The sequence below is a fragment of the Mesorhizobium japonicum MAFF 303099 genome, assembly GCF_000009625.1.
Classification (GTDB): Bacteria; Pseudomonadota; Alphaproteobacteria; order Rhizobiales; family Rhizobiaceae; genus Mesorhizobium; species Mesorhizobium japonicum.
Genome location: NC_002678.2, coordinates 3,751,265 through 3,777,163, shown reverse-complemented (window position 1 = coordinate 3,777,163; position 25,899 = coordinate 3,751,265). Strand labels below are relative to the sequence as shown.

Here is a 25,899-nt window from a genome sequence, read left to right as displayed (position 1 = left end):
TTCCCCTCCTCAACGTTCGCAGCTGACGGCTGGGGTGCGGAGCGGCAAGGTCATCTTGCAGCAAGGGTAGTAGCCACCCTTGTCCTTGTCGGACTTCCTGTAGAAGCAAAGTCCAACATCCACTCTGTCGCCCGGATAGTGGCCGGTGATGTTGATCGTGTAAGGCGTGCCGGGCGCATGCGACATGGGTGACGTCACCGCGACGCCTGGCGTCCTGGACTGGGCCTTGATCGAATCGCCGCCGAAGCCGGCATGGTCATGGAGATAAAGATCGGCCTCGAGGCCCGAAGGCGTGCAGTAGTACTGGACGTCCTCGACATCGAGACAGGGAGGCAGATTGCCGGGCGGTGGGAAGTCCGGCGGGTAGAAGGGTGGCAGATAGCCGCCCGGGATTTCTTCATAATAGCCGGCGCGGCCCTCGCAAGGGTGCCAGACAGCGACGTCGCCGACATGGCCTTCCACTTCGGGATCCTCGAAATAGCCGTCGAAATCGACGAACCAGGAACCGAAGGGCGGCACGTTGGCCGGCTTGACCAGATCCTTGGGCGTGATCTGCACGCCATGCACGGCGAGCGGCCCGCCGGCGGCGAGCTGCTCGGCCAGCGTTGGATTGTCGCGCAATTTGTCGCCGGTATTGACCAGCGTCTGCGTGCACACCGAGGTGTCGAGATTGCCGTCGGCGTCATAGCCATATTGCAGGTCGAGGCCGCCGGCCGACTGCCGGTTGCCCTGCGGGAAACCGACCGCATATTCCTGCGGCACTTCCACCCAGACCGATTCCGTTGTCGGATCGTCCGGATTCTCGTGCCAGTAGCGGATGACCTCGCCCTTGCCGGAATCGGCGAACTGGCTGTAATCATAGCGGTTTTCGACCGGGCCGCGCTGGGCGAGATACATGAAGCCGCCGTTGTCGAAGGCGATGTCGGTGACGGCGTAGTCCTTGTCGGCCTTGACCGTCAGCTCCCAGCGCGGGTCGCCGGCAAAGCTGCCGTCGCGGGCAATGCCCACCGACCAGATCTCCGACTTTTCGCCGACCGAATAGTACAGCCGGCCGCCATGATAGGAGACGGCCCAGACGCGGCGCTCGTCCTGGGTGTAGCCCCAGGTCTCGGGGTCTTCCGTGTCGAAGGCGGCACCTTGAATGTCCATCACCGCGCCATCGTCGGCGACGGGAGCCAAACCATGCGCCGGGCGCCCGGCGACGCCATGATCGAACGTGTCGATCAGCCTGCCGTTGGCGTCGATGCGATGGATCAGGCCGGTGTCGAGATCCGAGGCGAAGAACTGGCGGTGGTTGGGATCGAAGGTGAGGTTGCCGATGCCGGGGCCGCTGTTGGTGTCGATGTCGGCGAATTTGGCGACCTGGCCGGTGATGCCGTCGATCTTCCAGATGGTGCCGGGTCCGCCGCCGTTTTGGGCGCCGAACTGGCCTTCCATGAAGGTGGCGCCCGCGGTGCCGCGGCGCTGCCGTTCCGGCCTGCCGTCACTGTCGGCGTCAGGCGTGACGATGCGGATGCCGTGCAGCGAGGTTGCTGCGGCATAAAGATTGGGAACGCCCGACGGAACACCGTCGCGCACGCCATCGTCATAGGTGAGGCCGAAAACCTGGCCGACCTGGCCGGCCGTGACCTCGAAAGGCGGCGGCGTGAAGACGAGCTGGCCCGAGGCCGGCCCGCCCAGATGCGATACGTCGAAAACGCGCAAGGTGGCGCGCGTGGTGTCGATGAAGGTTTCGTCGACCGGATCGACGCCGGGCGGCAGGCCTTCGTCGAAGTTCGGAATGACGGTGCCGGAAAATCCGGTGACCGCCATCGAGCCGGGGTAGATGATCTGGGTATCCTGCGCCTTGGCGATGCCGCCAAGCCAAAGGCCGGCGGTCAGGGCAATCGCAAGAAATCCGCCGGTTGCCTTGATCAGGCGGTGCAAACGGCTGGTGTGAGAAGACACGAACGGGCCGCGATCGCAAGACATGGAACTCCCCCCGAAGTCTACGGGAGGAGCCTCCGGCTGTGCCGCGCAAACCAGGGCAAGGCGCGGCGGTCCGGCTCGTTCTTCCCTGCTCGAATTGTCTGCTTTCCTCATTGTCACGATACGCCTGCTCTTACGCAGGGTCAACGGAATCAGCGGGAAGCCCAGCGCATCGACCCCGTCCCGAAGGCGGTGGTCGCGCCGAGCTCCTGTTGTTCCCGGAGACCTCAGAGCCTCTGGGTTGCTGGTCATGGGGGCTTCCTTTCCGGGCCGCACCATGCGGCACCTGGACCTCAGTCGCCGGCTGAGGTGGAAAGGTTCACGGAAGCCTTGCGCAGAATGCTTGCGCCCGATGCCGGCTGTTCTTATATACGCGCCAAGCCGTGCGGCGCCGGAACATCGGTGGCCGGACGGGATTTCTTGTGAACAGGGGCTTTCGTCGGAACGCCTTCACGGGTCCTGAAAGCCTGCTTAGCGGAGAGACTAGAAAAATGGCAAAAGTAATCGGTATCGATCTCGGCACCACCAATTCCTGCATCGCCATCATGGATGGCAAGGAGCCCAAGGTAATCGAGAATGCGGAAGGCGCGCGCACGACGCCTTCCATCGTCGCCATCTCGGGCGACGGCGAACGTCTGGTCGGCCAGCCGGCCAAGCGCCAGGCGGTCACCAATCCTGAAAACACCATCTTCGCGGTCAAGCGCCTGATCGGCCGCCGTTATGACGATCCGGTGACGGAAAAGGACAAGAAGCTTGTCCCCTACAAGATCGTCAAGGGCGACAATGGCGATGCCTGGGTCGAGGCCGGCGGCAAGAAGCAGTCGCCCAGCCAGATCTCGGCCATGATCCTGCAGAAGATGAAGGAAACGGCGGAAGCCTATCTCGGCGAGAAGGTCGAGAAGGCGGTCATCACCGTTCCGGCCTATTTCAACGACGCCCAGCGCCAGGCCACCAAGGACGCCGGCAAGATCGCCGGCCTCGAAGTGCTGCGCATCATCAACGAGCCTACGGCTGCCGCACTCGCCTACGGCCTCGACAAGAAGGATGGCAAGACCATTGCCGTCTATGACCTTGGCGGCGGCACGTTCGACATTTCGGTGCTCGAAATCGGCGACGGCGTGTTCGAGGTGAAGTCGACCAATGGCGACACCTTCCTCGGCGGCGAGGATTTCGACATGCGCCTGGTCGAATATCTGGCGGCCGAGTTCAAGAAGGAACAGGGCATCGACCTGAAGAACGACAAGCTTGCCTTGCAGCGCCTCAAGGAGGCGGCTGAAAAGGCCAAGATCGAGCTGTCGTCCACCACGCAGACCGAAATCAACCTGCCCTTCATCACCGCCGACGCGACCGGCCCGAAGCACCTGACGCTGAAGCTGACGCGCGCCAAGTTCGAAAGCCTGGTCGAAGACCTCGTCCAGCGCACCATCGACCCGTGCAAGGCGGCGCTCAAGGATGCCGGGCTGAAGGCTGGCGAGATCGACGAAGTGGTCCTGGTCGGCGGCATGACCCGCATGCCCAAGATCCAGGAGATCGTGAAGCAGTTCTTCGGCAAGGAGCCGCACAAGGGCGTCAACCCGGATGAGGTCGTCGCTCTCGGCGCCGCCATCCAGGCCGGCGTGCTGCAGGGCGACGTCAAGGACGTGCTGTTGCTCGACGTGACGCCGCTGTCGCTCGGCATTGAGACGCTGGGCGGCGTGTTCACCCGGCTGATCGAGCGCAACACGACGATCCCGACCAAGAAGAGCCAGGTGTTCTCGACCGCCGAGGATTCGCAGTCGGCCGTGACCATCCGCGTCTTCCAGGGTGAGCGTGAAATGGCCGCCGACAACAAGGCGCTCGGCCAGTTCGACCTGGTCGGCATTCCGCCGGCGCCGCGCGGCGTGCCGCAGATCGAGGTCACCTTCGACATCGACGCCAACGGCATCGTCAACGTTTCGGCCAAGGACAAGGGCACCGGCAAGGAGCATCAGATCCGCATCCAGGCCTCGGGTGGTCTTTCGGACGCCGACATCGAGAAGATGGTCAAGGACGCCGAAGCCAATGCCGAGACCGACAAGAAGCGGCGCGCCGTGGTCGAGGCCCGCAACCAGGCCGAGGCGCTGGTGCATTCGTCCGAGAAGTCGCTGAAGGAATATGGCGACAAGGTCTCGGAAGCCGAGCGCACGGCGATTTCCGATGCCATCGCGGCGTTGAAGACCGCCGCCGAGGGCGACGACGCGGCCGACATCGAGGCCAAGAGCCAGGCGCTCGCCGAAGCTTCGATGAAGCTCGGCCAGGCCATGTACGAGGCCTCGCAGAAGGAAGCGGCGGAAGCCGACGCCAAGGCGGATGCCGCCAAGGACTCCGACGTGGTCGATGCCGATTTCGAGGAAATCGACGAGGACGACGACAAGAAGAAGTCGGCCTGAGCCGCCTGACGGCAAGATAAAGCGGAAAGCCCGGCGTAAAGCCGGGCTTTTTTGCAACCCTCGCTGAGAAAAGTGCGGGTCCTGCCGAAAAAATCACTGAAAACCACGGACAAGTTCGCGCCGGCCCTAGCATCGGGGCAGCACCGCTCCTAAATCGAGGCGACGTGCCGGCAAACGACGCAACAATGCATCAAGACGTTGAGCATCCGGACAGCGGGAAAAAATGAAAGCTGATTTCTACGAAACGCTGGGCGTGCAAAAGGGCGCCGACGAGAAGGAGCTCAAGAGCGCTTTCCGCAAGCTCGCCATGCAGTTCCATCCTGACCGCAATCCCGGCGATCATTCCTGCGAGCACAAGTTCAAGGAAATCAACGAAGCCTACGAGACGCTGAAGGACCCGCAAAAGCGCGCGGCCTACGACCGTTTCGGCCACGCCGCCTTCGAACAGGGCGGCATGAATGGCGGCGCGCAAGGCTTTGGTGCCGGCGGCTTCGCCGACATCTTCGAGGATATTTTCGGCGACATGATGGGCGGGCGCCAGCGCCGCTCGTCAGGCGGCCGCGAGCGCGGCGCCGACCTGCGCTACAACATGGAAATCTCGCTGGAAGAGGCCTTTGCCGGCAAGACCGCGCAAATCCGCGTTCCGGCCTCGATATCGTGCACCGAATGCTCCGGCAGCGGCGCCAAACCCGGCACCCAGCCGGTGACATGCTCGATGTGCCACGGCCACGGCAAGGTGCGGGCGACGCAAGGCTTCTTCTCGATCGAGCGCACCTGCCCGCAATGCCAGGGCCGCGGCCAGACGATCAAGGATCCATGCCCGAAATGCGCCGGCCAGGGCCGCGTCACCGAGGAACGCTCGCTGTCGGTCAACATTCCGGCCGGCATCGAGGACGGCACCCGCATCCGCCTTGCCAATGAGGGCGAGGCCGGCCTGCGCGGCGGGCCTTCGGGCGACCTCTATATTTTCCTGGCGGTGAAGCCGCATGAATTCTTCCAGCGCGATGGTGCCGACCTCTATTGCAAGGTGCCGATCTCGATGACGACGGCGGCCCTTGGCGGTTCCTTCGAGGTGACGACGCTGGACGGCACCCAGACCAAGGTGAAAGTGCCCGAAGGCACGCAGAACGGCCGCCAGTTCCGCCTCAAGGGCAAGGGCATGCCGGTGCTGCGCCAGCCCAATGTCGGCGACCTCTATATCCAGACCGCTGTCGAGACGCCGCAGAACCTGTCGCGCCGCCAGCGCGAGTTGCTGGAGGAGTTCGAACAGCTCTCCTCGCAGGACAATTCGCCCCAATCGAGCGGGTTTTTCGCCCGCATGAAGGATTTTTTCGAGTCTTTCGGCGAGCGTTGATCGTGCAAGAACGGCGCGGGAATGCATGAAACGCGCCGGGTCTTGAGACGCGACGAAATCTATCTTATCCACGACATGCGTCTCGCAACGCCTTGCCTTGCGTCAACCAGGTGTTAAGTAGCTTTGCGGGGAGCCTTGAGGAGAGCTTGCATGACACGTGGTCACGGACTGCGGAAGGCGCTTGCCGAGAAGTTCGACGACGAACTCAAATTCTTCAAGGGCTGGATCGACAAGCCGAAGACGGTCGGTTCGATCGTTCCGACCAGTTCGATCACCGCGCGCAAGATGGCCTCGATCGTCAATCCCAAGTCCGGCCTGCCGGTGCTTGAGGTCGGTCCGGGCACCGGCGTCATCACCCGCGCCATCCTCGCCCAGGGCGTACGGCCCGAAAACCTCTATGCCGTCGAATATTCCACGGATTTCGTGCGCCATCTGCGCCAGCTCTATCCCGGCGTCAACGTCATCGAGGGCGACGCCTTCAACCTCAACGCCACGCTTGGCGAGAGGAGCGGGATGATTTTCGATTCCGTCGTGTCCGGCGTGCCGCTTCTCAATTTCCCGGTCGCCCAGCGCATCGCGTATATAGAGAGCCTGCTCGACCGCATCCCGGCGGGCCGTCCGATCGTGCAACTGACCTATGGCCCGATGTCGCCGATTCCGGCCGGCCGCGGCGACTATACGGTCAAGCATTTCGATTTCATCTTCCGCAACATCCCGCCGACGCAGCTTTGGATCTACCGCCGCGAACCGCATTAAGTGAGAGGGGAGTAGGGCAGTAAGGGAGTAGGAAATGACGATTCAATTTCCAGACTGTGCCCCCTACCCTACTGCCTTACTCCCCTATTCACCGACCCAGCCGTTGATTTGAGCCGCCTCTGGCTGTACCTGTCCGGGAACAAGGGTGGCCAATGGCAGTGATCCCGAAAATCCTCGTCTTTGCCGGCTCGGTGCGCAGCGGCGCCTATAGCGGCAGGACCGCCGATGTGGCGCAGAAGGAACTTGCGGTGCAAGGCGCCGAGGTGACCCGCATTTCGCTCGCCGACTATCCCTTGCCGATCCTCGACGAGGATCTCGAGAAGGAAAAGGGTGTCCCGGAAAACGCCGTCAAACTCGGCCGTCTGATTTCAACCCATGACGGCCTGCTGATCGCCACGCCCGAATATAACGGCTCGATCCCGCCGCTGCTCAAGAACACGATCGACTGGGTGAGCCGGGTGCGCCGGGATGGCGGCCGATCGGTCAGGCCGCTTGCCGGCAAGGTCGCCGGGCTGTGCTCGTCCTCCAACGGCCATTTTGCCGGCATACGCTGCATCAACCATCTGCGCGCCGTGCTGGTACGCTGCCAGATGGAGGTGGTGACACCGGAATGTTCGGTGCCGGACGGCGGCGCCGCCTTCGACGAAGGCGGCAATTTCCGTGACGAAAGACTATACAAATCGATGGAGCATTTATGCCGCACGCTGATCGAAACCTCGCGCATGCTGTCGACCCGGATCGAGGCGTGACCGCCGCGACCATGCAGGCCAAATCCATCCAGGCCCAGTCCATCCAGGAAAGACTGATCGTCGGCCTCGACCTACCGACCGTGCGGGAAGCCGAGCAGGCGGTGCGCGAACTCGACGGCGTCGTCTCCTTCTACAAGATCGGCTATCAGCTGGCTTTCGCCGGCGGGCTCGACTTTGCCAGGGAACTGGCCAGCGGCGGGACAAAGATCTTCCTCGACATGAAGCTGCTCGACATCGACCACACGGTGGCCAAGGGCGTCGAGAACATCGTCAAGATGGGCATGACCATGCTGACCATCCACGCCTATCCCAAGGCGATGCGCGCGGCGGTGGAAGCGGCCAGGGGCAGTGACCTTTGCCTGCTCGCCGTCAGCGTGCTGACCTCGATGGACGAGCAGGACATGATCGATGTCGGCTATGAATATGACCCGCACACGCTGGTGCTGCGGCGCTCTGAACAAGCGCTGCATGCCGGCATGGGCGGCATCGTCTGCTCGGCGGCGGAGGCAGAAGCGGTGCGCCGCATCGTTGGCCCCGACATGGCGGTGGTGACACCCGGCATCCGGCCGGCCGGCAGCGACCATGGCGACCAGAAACGCGTGGTGACGCCGGCGCAAGCGATCCGCAACGGCGCCAGCCATCTTGTGGTGGCCCGCCCGATCGTCGCGGCAAGCGACCGCCGCGCGGCGGCGCAGGCGATCCTCGACGAAATGCGCTCTGCATAGAATAAGGGAGAGAACAATGCCCAAGGGATACTGGATCGCCCGCGTCGATGTGCGCGATGCCGAAGGCTACAAGGAGTATATCGCCGCTTCGAAGCTCGCCTTCGAGCGTTTTGGCGCGAAATTCCTGGCGCGCGGCGGAGCCCATGAACTGGCCGAGGGGCCTGGCCGCGCCCGCAACGTGATCATCGAATTCGAATCGCTTGCGGTCGCGCATGACTGCTACCATTCGCCGGAATATCAGCGCGCGGTCGCCATCCGCCAGAAGGTCGCCGACGGCGAGATCGTGCTGGTCGAAGGGGCCTGAAGCCTATCCCGGCTCGACAGGGCCCTTTTGTTTTGAAGCAATCCCCAAGGGAAAGCGCCATGCGCTTTTCCCGGGGAAACCGCTACTCACTTTCCCCGGAACTGCTTCAGACGAAGTCCTGAAGGTTCACGTCCCGCAGCTTGGCCCCGCCAAGCAGAGCTCCGACCAGCTGATGCTTGAGGGCAAGGCACTGTGCGCGGGCGAGTTTCACGATGCCGGGAACGTCGCTCTTTTCGCAGGCCTGCAGCAATTGCTTCTGCTGTTCGATGATCAGCGGCATGAAATCGCGCGACTTGAAGCCGAGATGGAGCGCCCGTTCCGACTGGTCGAGGATCTGGCTGAGCAGCTGCGCCAGACGCAAATTCTCGGAAAGCTCGGCGATCGCCAGACGAAAGGCGCGGTCGGCGGCCAGGAACGCAACAGGGCTGCGCAGCGTCTCGGGCTTCAGCACCTTTCTGGCCGCCAGCCTGATCTCATCCAGCCCGCGCTCGGTAATGCCGGTGGTGGCAACCCGGAACACTTCCGGCTCGACCAGGCTGCGCACGTCGAAGATCTCGTTGACGTCGCGCAGGGTTAGCGTGGTGATGACATAGCCGCGGCGCGGCTCGCTCCGGACCAGTCCTTCCTGCATGAGGCGGGCCAGTGCGGAGCGGATCGTCGCCTTCTTGATGCCGTAGCGCGCCTCGATCTGCTTTTCGGTCAAGGCTTCACCGGGTGACAGGACGCAGGCGACGATATCGCTCTTCAGCTGTTCGTAGGCCTGTTCGCTGCGCAGCAGGTCCGCCGTCGACAGCGCCGCCGTCCCGCCCGGGGGCGTGACCGATTTCGATGGCGTGGTTTTTGTCGGCTTCATGCTTCTCTCGCTTCGCACCGGCATTGACGAGCACTGGCCATCTTAGGTATTTTCCCTGAGCATCTCAGTCAGGAGCTGTGGCATGCCTCTATCCGCCGACTCCCTTCTCTACCGCGCGATCATGGATATCGTCAACGCGGCGGCTGGCGCCAATCCCTTCGAGGAGGTCAAGGCCGTCCTGGGCGACTATACCAACCGCTTCCATGCGCTCGGCGGGCTGGTTCACGAGGAGGATGACGACGAGCTCTTGCTGCATGCCAGCCCGCAGCTGACGATCTACCACATCACGCTTTCGCCCGGCGTGCAGTATCCGCCGCATAACCATCTGATGGACGCCCTGGTCGGCATCTATTGGGGCGGCGAGACCAATTTCATCTACCCACTCGCCGGCGAAGAGGTCGACGAGCCGGAGCGGCAGGATTTTGCGGCGCCCGCGCTGGTGCACATGTCTGCCAACACCATCCACTCGGTCGCCAATACCGGCAGCGCCCGCTCCGGCGCCCTGCATGTCTATCTCGGCGATCTGCCAGGCACCGACCGCCAATTGTGGAGCCTGGCCGACAACCGGCCGGAGCCGTTCGACAACGCCAGGTACATGGCCGGCGCACGGCCGATATAGACCGAGCCTAGCCGCCGTGGTGCTGGCCGATAAATCGGCTTGCCGCCGTCGCGGCCATGGCCTCGGCAAGCTCCAGGCCCCATTGCTGGCGGCAGTAGGCGCGGAAATCGAAGCAGGGCAGGCCGGGACAGACCTCGAACTCGATCAGGTGAACCGTGTCGTCGGCCTCGACGCGCAGGTCGATGGAAAACACGTCGCGCAGGCCGAGCCCGCCGATCAGCCGCCCGGCGATCGCCCTGATCCTGGCATCGGCGCCCGGCTGGACGTCGGCAACGGCAACGAGCTCCGGTTCAGCATAAAGTCCTGCCGCCTTCACCGCCTCGCCGGTTTCGCCATAGAGCGCCATACTGTCCGCCATGGTCTGGAAATCGGCGCCGGAATCGACAAAGGCGATGCCGAGCGCCTCGACACCGGTTTGCGGCGTCAGGCCGAGAAAGCTGGCGCGTGCATTGCGGCCGGCGACATAGGGCTGGACGACGACATCGTCGCGATAGGCGGCGAAGACGCGCCGGCTAAGCTCCAGCGCATGACCCAGCTCATGGCATCGGGAATCCGGCCAGATGCCTATCTTGGCGCCAAGCCGGTTGGGCTTGACGAACCAGCCGGCGGCGGAGGCCGGCGGCTCGACCAGCCATTTACCATCGCGGGCAAGGCCGGCCTGCGGCGCCGGCAGGCCGAGCGCGCCGAGCACGGCGCCGGAGCGGAACTTGTCCTGGCAAAGCGCGAACAGCGAATCGTCGGCGCCGACGGTGCGCAGCCCGTTCAGCCGTGCCAGCGCGGGGGCCGCGCCGCCACGGAAATAGGCGATGCCGTCGGTCAGCGTCCAGACCAGTGTGCTCTGCCCGTCCTCAGCCTCCAGCACTTCTGCGGCATCGTCGAGCGCCACCGGCGCAAAGGCGACACCCCGGGCCTCGCAGGCGGCGGCGAGTGCCGCGAATTCGGGGGCGATATCCGTCGACTGCGCCAGGTAGGACGAGATTTCGGTGGCACGCTGCGGCGGGTAGCCGTCGGCGATCAAACGGTCGAAGCAAGCCTTTTCCGGCTCGTAGACAAGGATCAGTTTCGGCTTGTGCTTTGACATGATGGGGCGGGATTCCAACGGTGCGATGGCTTGGAGCGCGGCGCGTCCAAGCGACATGCATTACCATCGCACGGCGCCTGCCATCGGCTTTCGCGAAACCGACCGCGCCGGGCGGTTGCGTGACAACGCCCGGCAAAAACAATCATCTACCGCTCCTGTTCAGGCGATCAGCACGCGCGGTTCGAACCGGCCGTTGACGGGGATGTCGATGAGGAAGGTCATGCCCGCCTGCGGGTCGAGCTTGCGCTGCTTGTCGTCCTTGCCCTTCCAGGCCGAGGTCACCGCCAGCCGGTCGGCCTTGGCGCCGACAAAGGCCGGGCAGGAGGCCTGCGTCACCGGCATGGGAATTTCGCGCAACAATGTGCCGTCGGGCGAATAGGCCTTCACCGCCTTGCCGCCCCAGACGGCATTCCACAGCACGCCGTCGCGGTCGACGACGGAGCCGTCGACATAGCCCTTCGACGAGCGATGGTCGACGAACACTTTCGGTTCGCCAACCGGCAGGCCTGTCACCGGATCGCAGCCGACGCGCATCAACAGACCGGTCGCGGTGTCGGTGTAGTAGGCAATCGCCCCGTCCTCGGAAAAGCAGATCGAGTTCGACACGGTGATGTCCGAAAACAGGCGGCGCAATTCGCCCCTAGAGAACCAGTAGATCGAGCCCGCACCCTTGCTCTCGTCCTTCGCCATCGTGCCGACCCAAAAGGCACCGCAGGGATGGACGCGCGAATCGTTGGAGCGGGTGAGCGGGTTATCGGCCTCGATGGGCGTATGCAGCGTCATCGTGCCGGTCGCGACGTCGCGGACAAAAAGCCCGGTCTCGGTGGCGATCAGCTGGCGCTGGTCGTCGATGATGGCGATGGCGCTGGCCATCTGGCCAAGCTCGTGGATTTTCAACGCGCCCGTGAGCGGCTTTTCCAGAAGCTGGCCGTTGACGATGTCGAACCAGAACAGCGCATCGCTGGCCGGATCGTAGCTCGGGCCCTCGCCGAGCTGGCAGATGTGATCGGAGAAAATCGAAACCGCGCTCATCATGCCTCTCCGAAAACCGCATCCCAGGCCGCAACGGCGGCGTGCGCACGCGCCGCGACGTCATCGACGCTCATGCCGGGCTTGAACAGGCTGGAGCCCAAGCCAAAGACCGTGACGCCCACCGACTTGTAGCCGGCAAAATCCTTCTCCGAAACGCCGCCGACGGCGCCGACCAGGGTCTGCGCCGGCAGCACCGCCCGGATGGCGGAAATGCCTGATGCGCCGAGTGCGCTCGCCGGAAAGAATTTCAAGGCCGAAGCGCCCAGCCGGATCGCCTGGAAAGCTTCCGTCGGCGTGAACACGCCGGGCATGGTGACCATGCCGTAATGCATGGCGCGCGCCATCACCTCGGCATCGATGTTGGGGCTGACCAGCAGCCGCCCGCCAGCCTGGTGCAGGCCGTCGACATCGGCCGCCGTCAGCACCGTGCCGGCGCCGATCAGGGCCGACTTCGGCAGCACTTGGACAATCCTGGCGATCGACGAGAAGGGCTGGGGTGAGTTGAGCGGCACTTCGATCGCCTCGATGCCGGCATCGAACACCGCCTGCCCCATGGCAATCGCCTCGGCGGGTTTCAGGCCACGCAGGATGGCGACCAGCCCGCGCTTGAGTTTTGGAAAGGCTGCGGTCTCGATCATGCCAAGGCTCCGGTTCTGGCGATCATGCCGTTTTCGCGCGCGGCTTCGACGAGGCCGGCGCGCACCGCTTCATCCGCGTCGACGGTGCGGACGGCAAGCCCTGCAAGGTCGAGCGCAGCCTGGTAGAGCACAGCGAGCGCACCCGAGGCAATCAGCACGACGGGCGCATTGCCGGCGCCATAGCGGCGCTTCGCCGAGGCGATCTCGCCGCCGATCAAAAGCCCGGACAGACAGGCCGCCGCATCTTCCGACTTCAGGTCCTGCAAGAGCCCGGCGGCACGGATGGCAAACAGCTTAGACGTGACGTCGCCGCCCTCGCCAAGCGCCCGTTCGCACCATTGCCGGAAGAATGGATTGTCCGCAGCGACGGGAGCCGGATGTTCGCCCAGCGAATGCCTCAGGATGGAGTGCCCGGCCAGCACCGAAAACAACTCGCCGGTCGGCCATGTGCCGAAGCCGGCAACCGCGCCGTCCTCGACCACGACCCATTTCGAATGGGTGCCGGGCATGCAGGCGAGATGCCGTCCCTTTGCCGGCAAACCGGCGCCGGCAAGCTGTGTTTCCTCACCGCGCATGACATCGGGCGCATCGGCCAGGCGCTGGGCGAGGCCCGGCACGATACGGATGTCGCGGCGTTCGCCCTCGATGCGGGCTGCGCCGCGCAGGATGGCGCCGATCGGCGCCGGCACGGTCACATACGGCGCCTCGATCCAGCCCTGACGAGAGCCGGCCATGCCGCAGATGATGATGGGCAGCCCGTCAGGCGCGCCCATGGCGGCCAAATGGCCTTCCAGAACGTGCGAAAAACCTTTTTCGCGTGCGGTGATCAGGCCGTCATCGCCGCGGCGCTCGGCAAGCAGCTTGCCGCTGCCGTCGATCAGCCATGCGCGGAGCCGGGTCGTGCCCCAATCGAGTGCGGCTACCGCCGGAGCGTTGCCGGCAAATTCTGGGCTCACAGAAAACCTCCGTCGACGATCAGCATCTGCGCGGTCAGCATGCGCGAGGCATCCGAGGCCAGGAACAGCACCGTGCCGACCATGTCGTCCGGGCGCATGACCTCCTTGATGCACTGCTTGGCGACATGGGCTGCTAGCGCTCCTTCGGTCACCCAGCGTTCCTGCTGCCGTTCGGTGATCACCCAGCCGGGCGCGACGGCGTTGACGCGGATGCGGTCCGGCCCGAGCTTGCCGGCGAGCCCCTTGGTGAGGCCGAGGATGCCCGCCTTGGCGGCGGTGTAGGCCGGCATGTCGGGATGGTTGATGAGGTAGGATGTCGAGGTGAAGTTGATGATCGAGCCGCCGCCGGCCCGCTTCATGCCCGGCGCCACCGCCTGCGCGGTGAAGAAATGCGGCCTGAGGTTGATCGCCTGGTTGTTGTCCCAGAACTCCACCGTCACGTCCTCGACGGCGTGGCGCTCGTCCCAGGCGGCATTGTTGATCAGCACCGTGACATCGCCATGCGCCTCCGCCGCCCTGGCCGCCGAGGCGCGCAGCGCCTCGATGTCGCGCAGATCGGTCTTGAGGTAGAGCGGCCGCCGGCCGAATTCCTTCTCGATGCGGTCGGCAAGCAGCGTGCTCGGACCCTCGGCGATGTCGATGAAGGCGACATTGGCACCCTGGCGCACAAACCCCTCGGTCAGCGCCGCGCCGATCCCGGAACCGCCGCCGGTGATCAGCACCGAGGCGCCCTTGAGGTCGGCAAAATCCGCCGATGGCATCATATTCTACTCTCCCAGCGCATGACCCCGAAAATCGATCCGATTTTCGGAAAGGGATCATGCGCAAAATGTAAATTACTACAGCGTCCTTTGCGCGTCCCAAGGGACGCGCGGCGCTGTAGGCATGAATGGCGCGCATCCTAGTCACGCAAGTCGCGTGGGCAAGGGCGAAACGTCGGATTTTCAGGCTTATGTCGGACAAAACGACAATGCGCCGCACTGGAAGCGCGCCGCGACATCGGCGGAATGTCGATTGCGTCGAAATCGCCGGTCAGATCGCCTTGGCGCGCAGGGCGCCGCGGAAGGAATCGCGGAGATAGCCGAGCGTGGCGTCGGCATCGACCGGCTTGCCGAACAGATAGCCCTGCCCGCCGGCGCAGCCGAACTGGACCAGGCGATCGGCCTGCGCTTCCTCTTCTATGCCTTCGGCGACCACATCCATGCCAAGCCCTTCGCACATGGCGAGAATGGCGCGGATGATGTGTTCGGACGGGCGGTCGTCGAGAATGGAGGAGACGAAGGCGCGGTCGATCTTGAGCTTGTCGAAATGGAATTCGCGCAGGCGGCCGAGCGAAGACTGGCCGGTGCCGAAATCGTCGAGCGAGACGCGGATGCCGACGCGGCGCAGATCCTCGACGATCTGCGCGGCCGAGGCCGGGTCGTTCATCAGGCCGGTCTCGGTGATCTCGATCTCCAGCCGACGCGGATCGAAGCCGGTGCGGTCGAGGATCGCCAATATGTGCAGGCCGGTGTTCTGGTCGACGAGCTGCGACGGTGACAGGTTGAAGGACAGGAACAGGTCGCTCGGCCAGCTCCGGGCCGCCTCGGTCGCCTTGCGCAGCACCAGCTGCGACAGCGGACCGATGATGCCGCGTTCCTCGGCGATGGGGATGAAGACCGTCGGCGGCACCGCACCGAGGTCACGATCGGTCCAGCGCGCCAGCGTCTCGAAGCCGATGGTGCGGCGCGTGGTGAGGTCGACGATCGGCTGGAAATGCGGCTCCACCTCGCCGGCCGAGACGGCGCGGCGCAGCGCCTGCTCGATGCGGGTGACGCGCTTGGCCGCCTCTTCCATTTCGCGGGTGTAGACGACGACCCGGCCACGGCCGGAACGCTTGGCGTGGTAGAGCGCCGTCTCGGCCTTGTTGATGAGGATCTCGGTGGTCTCGTCGCCGGAAGAGAACAGCGAGCAGCCGACCGAGGCCGACAGCCTGGCGGTGCGTTCGCCGACATCGTAGGGCGCCGACAGGATCTCGATCAGCATGCGGGATTTTTCCGCCGCCGCTTCCTCGGAGAACACCAGCGGATAGAGGAAGGCGAATTCGTCGGCGCCGATGCGGCAGACCGTCGAATGGCCGTCCATCGAGGCGCGCAGCCGCATGGCGACCTGGATCAGGATATCGTCGCCGGCCTTGTGGCCGAACAGATCGTTGATCGGCTTGAAGCCGTCGAGGTCGAGAATGCCGACGGTGAAGGGCGCGGGATCGTCGGCGCGGTCGCTGATCAGGCGATCGACCTTGTCGAAGAAGCGGCGATGGTTGCCAAGCCCGGTCAACGGATCGGTGAAGGCCAGATCCGTGCTCTCCCTGTTTGCCTGACCGGTGCCAAACGGAGTTTGCATCGGTGTCCCTGTTTTTGACGTCGGAATTTATGTCGGAGACTGCCAGCAAACCCTTTAGGAAACGTATCTCGAAAATCGATTTTTCGCGGCCGGGACGCGATCTGGAGAAACGGAATCCGGTTTTCACCAGCGATCTTGCCGTGGCAGAAAGCCGGAAGCCTTTGGGAAGCCGGCTAAACCTTGTGTCAAACCTTTGTTCTCGCGGTGATTTTCAGCCGCCGAGCTTGACGTGATAGAGCTCGAGCTGGGCGCCCCGTGTCTCCGCCACGGGCTCCAGCCAGTCCGGTACGTTGCCGTGCGTCAGCCCGGCCAGAAAGCCGTCCGGCGCCCTGGCAACGAGCAGGCGGGTTTCCGCGTTGCCGCGGCAGAGCGCCACAAGCCCGACATGGTTGCTTTCGACCACCTTCCTGGCATCTGCATTCGATCCGAGGAAGGTATCGAGTGCAAGCAGGTTTCCCGCGACGTTGCGATGATACGGCCCGGCGAACACGCGATGTCCGGAATAGGCCAGGATGGGTGAGCCAAGATTGGAAATGGCGAGCACGGTGGTGTCCGGCAGCTGGCTGAGCGCTGCGAACGCGGTCTTGCCTTGGCAGGTCCCATTGACACTGGCGGCCTTGACGGCCGCACCGGTTTCGAAGGCGCTTGATGCAGCCACGGCTGCGCACGCCCAGAGTGCGTTGACCGAGACCAGCCAGGCCGCGACCACCCTGAGTGCGGAGCCGCGCGACGGGCTGGCTTCGGCCCGCTGCCGCCATTTGGCGATCCAGGCGCAAAGCGGGATCACCGCCAAGGCAATGGAGAAGGTCGAGCCGCGCACTTGCCAGGCACTGACCAGGAACGCCACCACCAGCAGCGCGCCAACGAGGCTGTCCTGCCGCCGCGAGCCGCCACGACCGAGGTGAAGCGCCATCAGCATGATCGCCAGCAGTGGCGTGGCAAAACGCTCCACCACCGCGACCTGGTTGTAGATGACAAGCTTGTACAGCGACTGCGCCTCTTCGATGTTATCGAGCCATAATTCCTTGAGGCGCGGATCGAGGTTCGCATAGGGGGCCGCCAGGCATTGCGGGAACAGCGACACCACGACAGCGGCAAGCACCACGCCAAGCAGGCCGAGCGCCACGAGGCGCCGGCCGACCGTGGCCTTGGCCATGTCGAGCGAAGCCATGGCGGCAAGGCCGCATCCGGCGAGCGCGGCCACCACGAACTGCACTGTCGAGAAGGCATCGCACTGCGGCTGGCCCCACGCCGATGGGGCGATGGTGGTGACGAAGACCAGCCCCGAAACGCCGGCAAAGCCAAGGCCGAAATCCCTGGCGATCCGCCCCTCACCGCCGGGGTTGGCGACAAACAGCAGGGCGATGCACGCGCCGATGGTGGCGACATAGGGCGCTGTTTCCATGCCGACGGCCAGCATCAGCGCCGCGCACAGGCCAGCGAACAGCGCCGCCCAGCGCTGCACGGGCGCATCGAGCAGCAGGCTGAGGCAGGCCATGGTCAGCGTCAGCTGGACATTGTGATGATCGAGCGAGCCGGGCGAAAAGATGCCGATGAAGTGCAGCGCCGCGGCGCCGATGACGACGGCCGGCAGCACGGCTGCGGCGCCGGCGAAACTGCGCGCCGCGCGGGTGGTGAAGAGCAAGGCGAGGAAGAAGAGCAGCGCCGGCCAGAGCACCTCCGCGATGGTCTCAGCCCTGGCCACGCTGCCGGTCAGAGCCGAGGCCGCCAGAATGATGGCGGCGAGCGGCGCGTCGACCAGCCGCGACCAGTGCATGACGAAGCCGCCTTCAAGACCCATCCGGTACTGATGCAGGTCGAACCAGCCCTGGCCGGCCAGCATGTCGCGAACCTCGACCAGACGCAGCAGATTGTCATTGTCGCCGCCGGCGTCGGTCAAGTCGCGGAATCCGCTGAGAGCGCTGACGGCAACCATCACCAGCGTGGCGACGAGCACGAGCGCAAGGTCGTTGTGCCGTGACGGACGTGGCGTGGCCTCGGCGGAGATCATGGTATCGGCAGGAGTCACGGGACGGCCTCTGGGCGTTCTCTTGGTGAGAGAAGCTATCGCGAACTCACTGCGCAAACCTTAAATCGGCCCTGCACAAAGCAATTCCATGTTGCGAAAACGCCCTGAACAGGCAGCTCGATCTGGGACCTTGGCTTCACGCGGCTCTTTGATCGTCGCGAAACACCCAGACCGATGAGAGCACATAGCTCGCGGCGCTTGCGGCGACGGTGATGATGGCTGACATGATCAGCGGCGAGGCGGAAAATATCGACACCGCGACATGGGCCGACAGGCCTGCAAACGCTGCGCAGACCAGCTGGGTGACGAGATACCGTGGCAACGCATGGGCGTGGTCGTGTCGTCCCTCGAACGTCCAGCCGCGCTGTGCCGAATAGGCCACGACGAAGGCCAGCATATAGGCGATGGCGCTGCCGACAAACGGCGGCAAGCCGGCCGACACCAAGGCCCATGACAGTACGAAAAGCAGCAGCGCCGCGCCAATGCCGACGACGACAAACCGGACAAGCCGTATGGCGGCGAATTTTCGCAGAAGCCGGCTCATTTTTCAGCAGTCGCGTCGAATTCGCCTGATCCGCCGGGCTGGCCGGCCTTCAGCCGCTTGACCGGGATCTCGAGGACACCGAGCAGGAATGCCGAAAAGAAGGCCTGGAACGAAATGACGATCAGGCTCAGGCCCAGCACGACGATGCGCGGGATTTCGGAATCGTTCAGCGGGCCGAAGCCAAGATGCGCCCAGCGCAGCACCGCATAGCCGAAGAACAGGACGCCGCCGGCAAAGCAGATGCCGGCATTGGCGGCAAGACGGTCGGTGCTGATGGTCCTTCTCAGCCAGTCGGACCCGCGGCTGCGCGGCAGGATGCCGGTGATCTCGGCATAGTATCGCGATATGGCGCCGAAGGTGATGAGCTGGATGCCGGTGATGATCATGAAGCAGGCGGCGACGAAAGTGTTGAGGTCGAGCGAAAGATTGTCGATCACCCGCAGCGGCCCAAACACCAGCAGGGCCGCGAACAGAGTGCCTAGGCCACACAGCACCGCGCCCGGGATGAAGAACATCCAGCGCGGATTGTAGACGAGCAGGAATTTGAGATGCCGCCAGCCGTCACGCCAGGTCCTGAGATGCGGCGGCCGGCTGCGGCCGTCGGGCTTGAGCGTGGTCGGCACTTCCTCGATGCGCAGGCCGGCAAGCGCGCTGCGCACCACCATTTCGCTGGCGAATTCCATGCCGGTCGTCTGCAGGTCGAGCTTGCGGATGCTCTCGGCGTTGAAGCCGCGCAAGCCGCAGTGGAAGTCACCGGTCTTGATGCGGAAAAACAGGCGGCCGACGAAGCTCAGCACCGGATTGCCGAGATAGCGATGCAGCGGCGGCATGGCGCCGGTTTCGATGCCGCCCTGGAAGCGATTGCCCATGACCAGGTCGGCGCCGCCGCGCAGGCGCGTCATGAAGGCATCCAGCGCGCCGAAATCGTAGCTGTCGTCGGCATCGCCCATGATGATGTAGCGCCCCCTGGCGGCGGCGATGCCGCCCAGAAGTGCCGCGCCATAGCCCTTCTGCGCCACCGGTACGACACGGGCGCCACCCTGGACCGCTATCTCCTGCGAACCATCGGTGCTGCCATTGTCCGCGATCAGCACCTCACCCAGGATTCCGGCCTTGTCGAGGAAGGCCCTGGCCTTGCCGATGCAAACGGCCAGCGTCTCGACCTCGTTGAGGCACGGCATCAGGATGGTGAGTTCAAGCTGTTTGGTCGCGGCGGCGCGGATGGCGGTGAGCGCGTTCATGGTCGTTGTTCCATCGAGGACCCCCAATCCGGCGCCTGCCGTTGGGGTATTCGAGGCCTATTCTTGTACGGCAAGGCTTAAGAAAACGATGACACGGCCGCTTGCCTTGTCGCGATCGGGCTGGTGGGGGTTGTGTCCTGCTGTTGCCGATCTTCAGACGTCGCGATTGGCAGAAGGCGCGGCGACCCTTATATCGCTCTCGTCGACTGCGCTGGGGACCCGCCATGAAACTGAAAATCGCCGTCCAGATGGACCACATCTCCACCGTGTCGATCGCCGGGGACACTTCGTTCGCGCTGTCGCTGGAAGCGCAGCGGCGCGGCCATCAATTGTTCCACTACACGCCCGACCGGCTGTCGCTGCGCGACGGCAAGGTGTTTGCGCGCATCGAGGAAATGCAGGTGCGCGACGAGAAGGGCAGCCACTATTCGCTGGGCGAGAAAGTGCGCACCGACCTGTCGGAGATGGACGTGGTCCTGCTGCGCCAGGATCCGCCCTTCGACATGAACTACATCACCACCACGCATATCCTCGAGCGCATCCACCCGAAGACCCTGGTGGTCAACGACCCGGCCTGGGTGCGCAACAGCCCGGAAAAGATCTTCGTCACCGAGTTTGCCGATTTGATGCCGGACACGCTGATCACCAAGGATCCGCTGGAAGTCGCCGCCTTCCGCAAGGAGTTCGGCGACATCATCGTCAAGCCGCTCTACGGCAATGGCGGCGCCGGCATCTTCCATCTGCACGAGGCCGACCGCAACCTCGCCTCGCTGCTCGAAATGTTCGGCCAGCTGTTCCGCGAGCCCTATATCGTGCAGCGCTACCTCAAGGACGTGCGCAAGGGCGACAAGCGCATCATCCTAATCGACGGCGAGCCGGTCGGCGCCATCAACCGCGTGCCGGCCGAGCACGATTCCCGCTCCAACATGCATGTCGGCGGCCGCGCCGAGAAGACCGAGCTGACGGAGCGCGAGCGCGAGATCTGCGCCCGCATCGGGCCGTCCCTCAGGGAACGCGGCTTCATCCTGGTCGGCATCGACGTCATCGGCGACTACATGACCGAGATCAACGTCACCTCGCCGACCGGCGTGCGCGAGGTGCAGCGTTTTGGCGGCGCCGACATCGCCAGCCTGTTCTGGGACGCGGTCGAGGGGAAGCGGAAGTAGCGTTTTTCGGTTCGTATTAACCATGTTCCGCCTTTTCAACCGGGCTCAATCCGGCTGCAACCAGAGCGATTTCCTTGTTCTCGTAATGTTCTTGATTTGACCAGCAATCTGTGATTGTCTTCTGCGGGGGCCACATTCTAGGCCAATCGCATGGGTTGCGGCCCATATCCGGGGTGGGACAATGGTGGCGCGGGTTCGCACGGTCGCTTTCCAGGGCATCGAGGCCGTGCCGGTCGACGTGCAGGTGATGATCGCGCCCGGCAAGGTCGGCATGCAGATCGTTGGGCTGCCCGACAAGGCGGTGGCCGAAAGCCGCGAGCGGGTGCAGGCGGCGCTGCATGCGTCGGGCCTGTCGATGCCGTCGAAGAAGGTGACGGTCAATCTGGCGCCGGCCGACCTGCCCAAGGAAGGCAGCCATTACGACCTGCCGATCGCGCTTGGCCTGATGGCAGCGCTTGGCGCCATTCCGGGCGACATGCTGGCCGGCTATGTCGTGCTTGGCGAGCTTTCGCTAGACGGCACGATCGCCGCCGTCGCGGGCGCCCTGCCGGCGGCGATCGGCGCCAATGCCGAGGGCAAGGGCCTGATCTGCCCGTTCGCCTGCGGGCCGGAGGCGGCTTGGGCCGGTAAGGACTTCGACATTTTGGCACCGCGCAGCCTGATCGCCATTGCCAATCATTTCCGCGGCACGCAGGTGCTGTCGCGGCCGGAGGCCGGCATCCATGCCGCGGCGCGCGACCTGCCCGACCTTGCCGACATCAAGGGCCAGGAGACGGCCAAGCGGGCGCTGGAAGTGGCGGAGGCCGGCGGCCACAATCTGCTAACATTGTGGCTAATTAAACGACAGTCGGCCATCGCGGCGAAACCCGCCCATTAAGCGGTCTAACTTCGTTCCGGAACGCCCGCAACGGGCCGGGAGAGGACTGTCCGCTTTCGGGAAACATTTGGCCGAAGCAGACGTTCCCGCGTCCCCTGCTAGAGGCTATATCTGCTTCGTAAGCCGAACTATCTCTAAAGCAGCACCCGACCAGCGGAAATGAGATGGAAGCGCCGCTAAGTGTTGGTTGGCCGCGAGATTTACCAAAGAGTCCGGACTTTACGTCGCTTTGGTGGGTACCTTTGGCGATGCCGATGTCTGATGGAGAGGAGAGACAGGGGCCAATAAATATGCATCATGTCCCGGAATCTCCGCTGACCGGAACTCGCTGGCCTTCGCGCCGGACCACCGCCTTGCGGTCAGCGGAGATTTGCACGAATGTTGCCTGTGGAATAGCCGACTTTCTTGAGATACCGATCGGACGGACTGGTCCATGCCACTTGACATCGAAACCCGGTTTCTCGGCTTGGCGGATTTTGAACCGGCTGCGCGAGAGGTGTTGCCGCATGCGGTCTACGAGTTCATTGCCGGGGGTGCTGGCGACGAAATCACCAAGCGTGACAATGAAGCGGCATTCGACCGCATCAGGTTGAGGCAGCGTGTGCTGCGCGATGTCACAAGACTTGATACCGCGATCACACTCTTTGGGCAAAGGCTGACGCATCCGATCATCCTGGCCCCAATAGCATACCAGCGACTGGCGCATCCGGAAGGCGAGGTGGCCACGGCGCGCGGCGCCGGAGTGGCGGAAGCGGTGTTCATTCTGGGTACTACGGCGACGGCGGCGATCGAGGATTGCGTGGCGGAGAGCCAGTCTCCTGTGTGGTTCCTGCTTTATTGGCAAAGCGACCGCGGTTTCAATGGCGAACTCGTATCGCGCATGGCGGCACTGGGCGCAAAGGCGATCAGCGTAACGGTCGACCTGCCAACGCCAGGCGATCGCCGTAGGCAATTCCGGGCAGGCTTCAAAATTCCCGACAGCCTCGCAACGCCGTACTTCAAGGACCGGAACACCGGCGTGCTCAAAGTTGGCACTGCGCAAAAGCGGGCCATGCCGACCTGGGCGGATATTGCCTGGCTGCGTTCGCTGACAACCCTGCCGCTTATCCTGAAGGGTATCCTCGATCCTGACGATGCCGAGCAAGCCATCGGAACTGGTGCAGATGCTATAGTCGTCTCGAACCACGGTTCGCGTAACCTCGACACACTGCCGGCAGCCATCGACGCCCTGCCCGCCATCGCGGAGCGGGTGGCCGGCCGGATCCCCATCATCCTCGATGGCGGCGTTAGGCGTGGCACCGACGTTTTGAAGGCGATTGCGCTAGGGGCAAGCGCTGTCATGATTGGCCGCCCTTATGTCTACGCCCTAGCAACGGCTGGTGCCGAGGGCGTAGCCCACTGCGTCAACCTGCTTCGCCGTGACTTCGAGATGGCAATGGCGCTAACCGGCCGGGCGCGCCTCGGCGAAATCGACCGGTCGGTAATCTGGTGAAGCCTGGACCTATTCCTCGGCAAAGTTCAGGATTCACCATGATGGCCTTGCGGTCCAACAATTGAGGCAGAAGGGGTTGGCCATTCACGCAACCTCTGAAGTCACACGTCGCTGACCGAGGCCGCACTCCTGCGCTGCTTTGCTTGCGGGTTGACGATATCGGCTTGTCCTTCGCCGCTCATCATGGCCCACAGGTTCTTGGCCGCATGCCAGCCGATAGCCTGAGTTCCTTCTGTGGTCCAGGCCGCGACATGCGGCGTGCACAAGACGTTGGGTAGCGAAAACAACGGATCGTCGGTCTTCGGCGGCTCCTGGTCGAACACGTCGAGCGCCGCACCCGCGATTTGGCCATTGACCAGCGCTGCGCGCAGGGCTGTGTAGTCGATCAGCGATCCGCGCCCGGTGTTGACGACGATGGCTGACGGTTTCATCTTCGCGAACGCGGCGGCGTTCAGGATGTGATGGTTTTCCGGGCTCGGCGTTGCGTGCAGCGTCAGGAAGTCGGATTGCTCCACCAGGGTGAAGAAGTCGACGAGTTCGATGCCTGGAGGCGCTTCCTTCAGGAAGGGATCGTAGGCAAGGATGCGGGTCTCCCAGCCCGAGAGCCGTTGCGCCACGCCACGGCCGATGCGACCGAGGCCGAGGATGCCGACGGTGGCGCCGCGCAGCGTCGCGCCATGGGTCAGGCCGCGCCACCCGCCACGCCGCATTAATTCGGGCGTCCACGTGCCAAGTTGTTTGGCAACCGCCAGCATCAGGGCGACCGCGTGCTCGCTGACCGTGAAGATTTGAAATCGTTCGGCGTGCTCGAAACCAGAATGCCGTGCTCCGTGGCGGCGTCTATGTCGATGCTGTCGACGCCGATGCCATATTTTGAGATGTAGCGCAGATCCGGAAGCGAATGCATCACGCGCCTGGTGATGCGGGTGCCGCTTGCCCCCATCAAGGCGACACAGCCATGTGCCTTGGCAATCAGCTCATCCTCGGTGAAGCGCTTGAACGGCATTTCCCAGTGCGCATTGCCGAAAATGACGTTGACCCCACGCTCGCGCAGCCAGTTAAGCGAGGCGTCAGTCGGGTCGTAGCGCTCAAATGCGAGAACGCTGGGCAAGCCTTGAGCGCTCATGATGGTGGCGATCTCCTCAAATACCTTCGAATTGTCCCAACGGAATAGCTCAGGCCCGAAACTTCGCCGACATCAAGGCTTGAACCACTTGGGTGCACGCATTTGCGACGTTGTCCCGCCTCATCCTGTAGCGTTGCGTTGCAAAAATCGTAGCGGTTTGTTCGCTGCCCGTTCCTGTGTGATTTCCGGAGGCTTATTGCACTATAAGCGTTGGGGTTGAGGAGGATGATGACGATGCCGACGGTCACGGGCTTGAAGCAGGTGTCATGCCAAGCTGCCCTTCCAGGAGTTAACCGGCCACGATCCTGAGCAACACATGCTTGAGCGGATCATCGGGCGCTAGGCGTTGGTGCTCTGGCGCCTCGCTGTGGCCTGCTGTAGGAAGCGCGCATTCGACCTGGCCCGGAATAGATCCCCGAGAATTGCGGCAACTCCCCACGATCCTCCCGTAACTGGTCCCGCGCGGTGCGAAGAAGCAGGTCCACTTCATTCGTTATCTGCCTACGCGAAACGCCGGATAGAGATTTTCGCAGATATGATACTTGTCATCAGGCGATACCTGGACGCGGTCCCAGGGAATGAACCACTCGCCCGTAGGCGGGTCATTTCGAGAGTAGGGCTGAGGTTGCTGGACGTAATAGCCCTGCCTAGTCGACCTGACATCGCTCGAAGCAATAGGATGGCAGTCGTGATCACTGCAACATTTGAGAAGAAGAACAGGGTCAGTCTTGCCGGAATACCAGCTGTGGGCGTTGGCATCGCCGGCAAGGAGAAGCAATGCCAACGCAAAATGACGTTGCGAGCGCCCCATGATTTCGTCCCTCGCTTAATGACATAGCATATTAGCGATAGCTAATCATCGGCGAAATTCGGATTGTTTTGGAGCATCGGTTCGCGCTCGTCTGCGACCAAAAACTGGCCGCTCTCTTAGCGCTTGTTCGGCTTCGGCGTGATCTCCTCGATGCGCACATTGTCGCCGATCTCTCTCGCCCAGGCCAGTGCTTTGGCCTTATCATTTGTGGTAAGCACTGTGCGCCAATGCGGATTCTCGTAGACGCTCACAAGGTAGGTCGTTTCCGGCTCGTCGGTCATCTCTTCCCCTCGGGGGCAACGCCTCTGCCTTAACGCTTATTCAATGTGTCTTACATTAGAATATTCTAATGCGATTCTCCATCCTGATTTTTTGCTTTGGGGCCTTCTTCTGTTGGGATTTTGCCGCCAACAATGGCGGGTTCACCGCTAGGCTTGGTATGCGAGTTGCCGACCTGATCCAGTCATCAGGGCTTTGAAAGCTTCGGAGATATCCGCGCGTACAATAGGAATTATGACGTGCTAAAGCGACACCAAGGTCCGTCTGGAAAGCAGCGAGCGTCACTGCATATTCTTGCGAATGGGGGCTGATTGACGGAGAGCCAATGATGCAGAAATCAGCCGAACTGCTCTCAGCGCTGGGCGACCTCATAGACGAGACATATTCGCAGAATGGACGACCTGACGCTTCAGGCTCTCGCCGCAAACCTGCCGCCCAAAGCGCCTGCCGGTACCGCCGAAATGCTGCTGCTCCTACTCGTCTACCGGGAGATGGAGAGCCGGTCGAGG

The 25,899-nt window shown here is 63.5% G+C and carries 24 protein-coding genes and 1 pseudogene; 10 read left to right on the top strand and 15 right to left on the bottom strand.

The window, feature by feature from the left end; genetic code table 11:
- Nucleotides 1-9: 9 nt before the first annotated feature.
- Nucleotides 10-2,247: a hypothetical protein gene (locus MAFF_RS19580; protein WP_010912683.1), complete on the bottom strand. Its 2,238-nt coding sequence runs from the start codon at nucleotides 2,245-2,247 to the stop codon at nucleotides 10-12.
- Nucleotides 2,248-2,459: 212 nt separating this feature from the next.
- On the opposite strand from MAFF_RS19580, the gene dnaK reads away from it, so the two are divergent.
- The 6 genes from dnaK to MAFF_RS19550 all read left to right on the top strand — a co-directional run bounded on the left by dnaK (nucleotide 2,460) and on the right by MAFF_RS19550 (nucleotide 8,264).
- Nucleotides 2,460-4,376 (top strand): molecular chaperone DnaK, encoded by a 1,917-nt coding sequence (dnaK, locus tag MAFF_RS19575; RefSeq protein ID WP_010912682.1) that lies wholly within the window; start codon nucleotides 2,460-2,462, stop codon nucleotides 4,374-4,376.
- A gap of 223 nt (nucleotides 4,377-4,599) precedes the next feature.
- A complete protein-coding gene (gene dnaJ / locus MAFF_RS19570; protein ID WP_010912681.1) occupies nucleotides 4,600-5,730 on the top strand; it encodes a molecular chaperone DnaJ in 1,131 nt (376 codons plus the stop codon).
- A gap of 150 nt (nucleotides 5,731-5,880) precedes the next feature.
- On the top strand, nucleotides 5,881-6,486 hold the full coding sequence (gene pmtA / locus MAFF_RS19565) for a phospholipid N-methyltransferase PmtA (protein ID WP_010912680.1): 606 nt from the start codon (nucleotides 5,881-5,883) through the stop codon (nucleotides 6,484-6,486).
- 152 nt (nucleotides 6,487-6,638) lie between these two features.
- The gene (locus MAFF_RS19560) at nucleotides 6,639-7,235 is read left to right on the top strand and encodes an NADPH-dependent FMN reductase (protein WP_010912679.1); all 597 of its coding nucleotides are present in this window, start codon (nucleotides 6,639-6,641) and stop codon (nucleotides 7,233-7,235) included.
- Between the two features lie 11 nt (nucleotides 7,236-7,246).
- Nucleotides 7,247-7,960, top strand: a complete 714-nt coding sequence (pyrF, locus tag MAFF_RS19555; RefSeq protein WP_010912678.1) for an orotidine-5'-phosphate decarboxylase — start codon at nucleotides 7,247-7,249, stop codon at nucleotides 7,958-7,960.
- 16 nt (nucleotides 7,961-7,976) lie between these two features.
- Nucleotides 7,977-8,264 (top strand): DUF1330 domain-containing protein, encoded by a 288-nt coding sequence (locus MAFF_RS19550; RefSeq protein WP_010912677.1) that lies wholly within the window; start codon nucleotides 7,977-7,979, stop codon nucleotides 8,262-8,264.
- A gap of 106 nt (nucleotides 8,265-8,370) precedes the next feature.
- Here the strand turns inward: MAFF_RS19550 and MAFF_RS19545 are convergent, their stop codons facing one another.
- Entirely contained in the window at nucleotides 8,371-9,117 is a 747-nt protein-coding gene (locus tag MAFF_RS19545) for a GntR family transcriptional regulator (RefSeq protein ID WP_010912676.1), read from the bottom strand.
- An 82-nt stretch (nucleotides 9,118-9,199) separates the two neighbouring features.
- Between MAFF_RS19545 and MAFF_RS19540 the strand changes: the two genes are divergently transcribed.
- A complete protein-coding gene (locus MAFF_RS19540) occupies nucleotides 9,200-9,736 on the top strand; it encodes an autotransporter (RefSeq protein WP_010912675.1) in 537 nt (178 codons plus the stop codon).
- A 7-nt stretch (nucleotides 9,737-9,743) separates the two neighbouring features.
- Here the strand turns inward: MAFF_RS19540 and MAFF_RS19535 are convergent, their stop codons facing one another.
- The 9 genes from MAFF_RS19535 to MAFF_RS19495 all read right to left on the bottom strand — a co-directional run bounded on the left by MAFF_RS19535 (nucleotide 9,744) and on the right by MAFF_RS19495 (nucleotide 19,639).
- A complete protein-coding gene (locus MAFF_RS19535; protein WP_044551081.1) occupies nucleotides 9,744-10,817 on the bottom strand; it encodes a D-alanine:D-lactate ligase-like protein in 1,074 nt (357 codons plus the stop codon).
- A 159-nt stretch (nucleotides 10,818-10,976) separates the two neighbouring features.
- Nucleotides 10,977-11,849: an SMP-30/gluconolactonase/LRE family protein gene (locus MAFF_RS19530; protein ID WP_010912673.1), complete on the bottom strand. Its 873-nt coding sequence runs from the start codon at nucleotides 11,847-11,849 to the stop codon at nucleotides 10,977-10,979.
- Nucleotides 11,849-12,487, bottom strand: coding sequence for a 2-dehydro-3-deoxy-6-phosphogalactonate aldolase (locus tag MAFF_RS19525; RefSeq protein ID WP_010912672.1), 639 nt, complete (start codon nucleotides 12,485-12,487; stop codon nucleotides 11,849-11,851). Before MAFF_RS19525 ends, MAFF_RS19530 begins: the two co-directional genes overlap by 1 nt.
- Nucleotides 12,484-13,443 (bottom strand): 2-dehydro-3-deoxygalactonokinase, encoded by a 960-nt coding sequence (locus MAFF_RS19520; protein ID WP_044548631.1) that lies wholly within the window; start codon nucleotides 13,441-13,443, stop codon nucleotides 12,484-12,486. Before MAFF_RS19520 ends, MAFF_RS19525 begins: the two co-directional genes overlap by 4 nt.
- Entirely contained in the window at nucleotides 13,440-14,207 is a 768-nt protein-coding gene (locus tag MAFF_RS19515) for an SDR family NAD(P)-dependent oxidoreductase (protein ID WP_044548629.1), read from the bottom strand. The genes MAFF_RS19520 and MAFF_RS19515 overlap by 4 nt, the downstream gene beginning before the upstream one ends.
- Before the next feature lie 268 nt (nucleotides 14,208-14,475).
- Complete coding sequence (locus MAFF_RS19510; RefSeq protein ID WP_010912669.1) at nucleotides 14,476-15,825, bottom strand: putative bifunctional diguanylate cyclase/phosphodiesterase; 1,350 nt, start codon at nucleotides 15,823-15,825, stop codon at nucleotides 14,476-14,478.
- Nucleotides 15,826-16,036: 211 nt separating this feature from the next.
- Nucleotides 16,037-17,854, bottom strand: a complete 1,818-nt coding sequence (locus MAFF_RS19505) for a hypothetical protein (protein ID WP_010912668.1) — start codon at nucleotides 17,852-17,854, stop codon at nucleotides 16,037-16,039.
- A 136-nt stretch (nucleotides 17,855-17,990) separates the two neighbouring features.
- Nucleotides 17,991-18,398, bottom strand: coding sequence for a GtrA family protein (locus MAFF_RS19500; protein WP_010912667.1), 408 nt, complete (start codon nucleotides 18,396-18,398; stop codon nucleotides 17,991-17,993).
- Nucleotides 18,395-19,639, bottom strand: coding sequence for a glycosyltransferase family 2 protein (locus MAFF_RS19495; protein ID WP_010912666.1), 1,245 nt, complete (start codon nucleotides 19,637-19,639; stop codon nucleotides 18,395-18,397). The genes MAFF_RS19500 and MAFF_RS19495 overlap by 4 nt, the downstream gene beginning before the upstream one ends.
- A gap of 224 nt (nucleotides 19,640-19,863) precedes the next feature.
- Here MAFF_RS19495 and gshB point away from each other — a divergent pair, with 224 nt between their 5' ends.
- Complete coding sequence (gene gshB / locus MAFF_RS19490; protein WP_010912665.1) at nucleotides 19,864-20,805, top strand: glutathione synthase; 942 nt, start codon at nucleotides 19,864-19,866, stop codon at nucleotides 20,803-20,805.
- Between the two features lie 181 nt (nucleotides 20,806-20,986).
- Nucleotides 20,987-21,628: pseudogene (locus MAFF_RS19485) on the top strand (magnesium chelatase domain-containing protein); the annotation flags it as partial.
- A gap of 349 nt (nucleotides 21,629-21,977) precedes the next feature.
- Here MAFF_RS19485 and MAFF_RS40670 read toward each other — a convergent pair.
- The gene (locus MAFF_RS40670; RefSeq protein WP_244420856.1) at nucleotides 21,978-22,346 is read right to left on the bottom strand and encodes a hypothetical protein; all 369 of its coding nucleotides are present in this window, start codon (nucleotides 22,344-22,346) and stop codon (nucleotides 21,978-21,980) included.
- Between MAFF_RS40670 and MAFF_RS19480 the strand changes: the two genes are divergently transcribed.
- Nucleotides 22,230-23,174: an alpha-hydroxy acid oxidase gene (locus MAFF_RS19480; RefSeq protein WP_244420823.1), complete on the top strand. Its 945-nt coding sequence runs from the start codon at nucleotides 22,230-22,232 to the stop codon at nucleotides 23,172-23,174. The genes MAFF_RS40670 and MAFF_RS19480 overlap by 117 nt on opposite strands.
- Nucleotides 23,175-23,275: 101 nt before the next feature.
- On the opposite strand, the gene MAFF_RS40665 is transcribed toward MAFF_RS19480, so the two are convergent.
- The 3 genes from MAFF_RS40665 to MAFF_RS40070 all read right to left on the bottom strand — a co-directional run bounded on the left by MAFF_RS40665 (nucleotide 23,276) and on the right by MAFF_RS40070 (nucleotide 25,392).
- On the bottom strand, nucleotides 23,276-23,929 hold the full coding sequence (locus MAFF_RS40665; RefSeq protein ID WP_010912661.1) for an NAD(P)-dependent oxidoreductase: 654 nt from the start codon (nucleotides 23,927-23,929) through the stop codon (nucleotides 23,276-23,278).
- The gene (locus tag MAFF_RS40660; protein ID WP_010912660.1) at nucleotides 23,929-24,300 is read right to left on the bottom strand and encodes a D-3-phosphoglycerate dehydrogenase; all 372 of its coding nucleotides are present in this window, start codon (nucleotides 24,298-24,300) and stop codon (nucleotides 23,929-23,931) included. The genes MAFF_RS40665 and MAFF_RS40660 overlap by 1 nt, the downstream gene beginning before the upstream one ends.
- A 927-nt stretch (nucleotides 24,301-25,227) precedes the next feature.
- A complete protein-coding gene (locus tag MAFF_RS40070) occupies nucleotides 25,228-25,392 on the bottom strand; it encodes a hypothetical protein (RefSeq protein ID WP_010912659.1) in 165 nt (54 codons plus the stop codon).
- Nucleotides 25,393-25,899: the final 507 nt, after the last annotated feature.